Genomic DNA, 3,958 nt, shown 5'->3' with positions numbered 1-3,958 from the left:
CCCACCCGAAGACTCACAAAGAAGCCAAGAGCCAGGGTAAGGAGGGGCACAAGAAAAGCCTGGGCACTGTCCGGAATCATGTGGGCCACTGCCTGATGGGTTTTCTCTGCGTTACTGTCGATGGTTTTCCGAATATAGCCGGAAGAATGCAGGTCATAAAAACGAAATGAAGCGGATGCTAAGCCCTCAATCCCTTTCTTCCGGAGATTTGTCTCCAGGCGGAAGGCAAAGATGTGGGACAAGACGCCGGAAAAGAGATAGCAAAGTCCTGCCAGGGTAAGGGCAAGAACAATTTTCAGACTCAAGATGTAGCTCTGCCCTTCGTCTCGGAAAAGGATCAGGTTTTCCAGAAAGAAGTAGAGGAGCATATAGGCGTAGACCAGAATCACTCCGGAAAGAAGGGAAGTCAGGATAGAAAGGATTCCCGGCACGATTTTTTCCGGAACGTAGTGAAATACTTTTTTGTAAACGTTCATGGGTGCCTCCTAAAGATTGTTAGTAGAACTATTAGTAAATACTATAGGCAGATGCTATTAGTAGAAACTATTAGTAGAAACTATATAAAATTATTAAATGATATGAAAATGCTCGTTATTATGATACATTAGTTAGCGCTAACTAACAAGAGAAGAATGATTTTTTGTATACTGCTTTTTTATAAACAATTTTTATAGAAGAATGAGAGATTTTTATGGAAAGACATTTTATAGAAAGACATTTTTTGGAGAAAGATTTTAGGACGCTATCATTTTTATATCTTTGGGATATATCATTTGCTCCATCATTTCTATACGATATTCTTGCCTCTTCTCCATCTTCCATGGTAAAGTAGAGCGGAAAAAAGGCAGGATGCAGAAAGGACGATGGAGATGCAGGATTATCAAAAAGAGTATCAGCGCTGGATGGCAGCGGAGTTAGAGGACTTTGATTTAAAGAGAGAACTGCAGTGCATGGCAGGGCAGGAGGAAGAAATCAAAGAGCATTTTGCAAGAGCTTTGGAGTTCGGTACCGCGGGAATCAGAGGAACCCTGGGTGCAGGAACCAACAGAATGAATCTTTTTGTGGTGCGTCAGGCTACAGAAGGATTGGCCAGATACATCTTAGAGGAGAAGCTGGAAAAGCTGGTAGCTATCAGCTACGACTCCCGTTTGAAGGGTTGGACCTTTGCCAAGGAAGCGGCGAAGGTTTTGGCGGCAAATGGCATTACCGTTCGGATGTATGATGCCTTGATGCCGGTGCCGGCCCTGTCCTTTGCCACCAGATACTATCATTGCAGTGCGGGTATTATGCTGACTGCCTCCCACAATCCGGCGGAGTACAATGGCTATAAGGCCTACGGCAGTGACGGATGCCAGATGACCGACGAAGCAGCAGGAAAGGTTTATAAAAAGATTCAGGAAACCGATGTACTTACCGGCTATAAGACCATGGAATTTGCCAAGGCGGTGGATGAAGGGCTGATTCGCTTTGTAGGAGAGGATTGTAAGGAAGCCTTCTATAAATCCGTTCTTTCTCAGCAGGTGCATCCCGGACTTTGCAAGGATGCAGGATTGACCTTGGTCTACTCTCCCTTGAATGGTACCGGTTTAGAGCCGGTAACCCGCATTTTCAAGGAAATGGGTATCGAGGACGTGAGCATTGTGCCGGAGCAGGAGTATCCTAACGGCTATTTCACCACCTGCCCCTACCCAAATCCGGAGATTTTTGCAGCATTGGAGAAGGGATTGGCCCTTGCTAAGGAGAAAAATGCAGACCTGATGTTGGCAACAGACCCGGATGCGGACCGTGTGGGTATCGCTATGCGCTGCCAGGACGGAAGCTATGAATTGGTATCCGGAAATGAGATGGGAGTTTTGCTTTTAGACTATATCGCAAAAGGTCGTAAGGAGGAGGGAACCCTTCCGGAAAGACCGGTGGCGGTAAAGTCCATTGTCAGCACTCCTCTTGCGGATAAGGTGGCAGAGTACTACGGCATTGAGCTTCGCCACACCCTTACAGGATTTAAGTGGATTGGAGAGCAGATTAAGCTTTTGGAGGAAAAGGGAGAGGAAAATCGCTTCATTTTCGGTTTCGAAGAAAGCTATGGCTACCTGTCCGGAACCGCTGTGCGGGACAAGGACGCGGTGGTGGCTTCCATGCTGATTTGTGAGATGGCGGCATACTACCGGAAAAACGGCTCCTCCATTAAGGAGCGTTTGGAGCAGATTTATGCGCAACATGGATACTACTTGAACTCTGTGGACAGCTTCTCCTTCCCGGGACTTTCCGGCATGGATAAGATGCAGGGTATTATGGATTCCTTAAGAAAGGACAGCCCTAAGGATTTTGCCGGCAGCAAGGTAAAGGAATGTGTGGATTATCTGGATACAGAGAAGACAGGGCTTCCTAAGGCAAATGTTTTGATTTACCATTTGGAGGACGGCTCCAGCATTATTGTGCGCCCCTCCGGAACAGAGCCGAAGATTAAGGCTTACTACACCACCTTAGGAAAGAATAAGGAAGAGGCTCAGGCGGTAAAAGAGAAGTATGCCAAGGCGGTAGCACCGATTTTTGCATAAAGGATAGGGCATTACACGGGTTTGCGAGGGCTTAGACTGTCCTCGTCCAATTATTGAATTGTTTCGGCACTATCCGGACCAAAGAGGGCATGGATACAGTAGTGTTCTGGATTTTTGCAGTAAAAGAAAGGACAGTATGATAGGGGAGAGAGTTGAGGAATTGGACCGATATAAGGGCTTTTTAATCTTCCTTGTGGTGCTTGGACATTTTCTCCTGCCTGTAAAGGATAGCGGCATGGCATTATTTTCTCGGAGCTTTTACGGGATATACAGCTTTCACATGCCTGCCTTTATCTTCCTGTCCGGATATTTTTTTCAACAAAGCTTTGTAAAGAGGGGAAGAAAGGCTTCCTCTCTTTTTTCGAATCTACTGTATTATTGTATCTGCTATTTTTTCTTAAAAACCTTGCTCTATCCCTTTGATGTATTTTGCTACGGGGGGCAGGGAAGCTTCCCGGATTATCTCCATGAATCCTCTACCCCTTGGTATCTTTTGGGGCTTTTCTTTTGGCAGCTAGCCTGTCTGCCGCTTTGCTTTTTTAAACGAAATAGAGTTTATATCGGAAAGGGGGGAAATCCGGAGGATAGGGGAGAAAAATACTACCTTCTCCTTCTGATTTTCCTTTCTTTGTTCGCAGGATATTTGGATCAAAATAGGAGATTTGTGGATTTCTTGGCCTTGGATCGGGTCTTTGGTTTTGCTCCCTTTTTCTATTTCGGGATGCTCCTTTCCCAATCCTCATTTTCCTGGAAGAAAAGAAGAGACGGCCTTGCTCTCTTTGGGGGAGTTTTCCTGCTTCTTTTTCTCCTGTTTTTCACCGGTTTAAAAAACTATACCCGAATTTTCTATGGAGTATGGTACAGAAGGGTCAGTAAAGAGGAGATTCTTCCCTTTTTTCAAAGCTTTCCCATCCTGCTTCGCATTTTCTATATTCCTTTTGCTTTGGGAATTTCCTATTTTTTCTATTGGATTCTCTCTTTTTGGGGAAAGTATCCTTTACACAAGAAAATCTTAGGAAGGAAGTCGAGCATTGTCGGCGCTTTGGGTCGGAAGCTTGGTCTTACCGGAGCTTGGGGAGACAAATTTGGACTTACTGAAGTTTTGGAAAATTTGAAGAGGAAGCTTTCTCTTTGGGGAAAATATTCTTTGGTGATTTATCTTTTTCATCGCCCTTTCCGGGACTTGTTCCTAAAGATGGGAGGCTACAGCTATTTCCTACATTATGAGAGAGCTTTGCCGGTTCAGCTTCTTTTCTTCCTATTCCTAGTAGGTTTTTCTGTGGCAGTTTGCGTTCTTTTGGGAAGGAAATCCCTTTACTGGCTTTGCAGGAAGCGATGGTAAAATGCAGAGTCTGGGTAAGCCGGATTTTTCGTTCTATGTCTTAGAAGGTATATTTCAG

3 protein-coding genes are annotated in these 3,958 nt (G+C 45.0%); 2 read left to right on the top strand and 1 reads right to left on the bottom strand.

What is annotated here, in order from left to right:
- The coding region (locus ACO4PX_RS09105) for an ABC transporter transmembrane domain-containing protein (protein WP_485572347.1) at positions 1-476 on the bottom strand (476 nt) is incomplete at its 3' end.
- A 393-nt stretch (positions 477-869) separates the two neighbouring features.
- On the opposite strand from ACO4PX_RS09105, the gene ACO4PX_RS09100 reads away from it, so the two are divergent.
- Both ACO4PX_RS09100 and ACO4PX_RS09095 read left to right on the top strand, forming a co-directional pair.
- The gene (locus ACO4PX_RS09100) at positions 870-2,558 is read left to right on the top strand and encodes a phospho-sugar mutase (RefSeq protein ID WP_485572346.1); all 1,689 of its coding nucleotides are present in this window, start codon (positions 870-872) and stop codon (positions 2,556-2,558) included.
- A 136-nt stretch (positions 2,559-2,694) separates the two neighbouring features.
- The gene (locus ACO4PX_RS09095) at positions 2,695-3,900 is read left to right on the top strand and encodes an acyltransferase family protein (RefSeq protein ID WP_485572345.1); all 1,206 of its coding nucleotides are present in this window, start codon (positions 2,695-2,697) and stop codon (positions 3,898-3,900) included.
- Positions 3,901-3,958 lie beyond the last annotated feature (58 nt).

It is taken from the genome of Oribacterium sp. (assembly GCF_057249185.1).
This window is presented reverse-complemented; position numbering and strand designations above follow the sequence as displayed.

Bases quoted from the DNA above. Each gene is read 5' to 3' on its own strand.
- ACO4PX_RS09100 (WP_485572346.1), top strand. From the start codon at position 870: ATGCAGGATTATCAAAAAGAGTATCAGCGCTGGATGGCAGCGGAGTTA.
- ACO4PX_RS09095 (WP_485572345.1), top strand. From the start codon at position 2,695: ATGATAGGGGAGAGAGTTGAGGAATTGGACCGATATAAGGGCTTTTTA.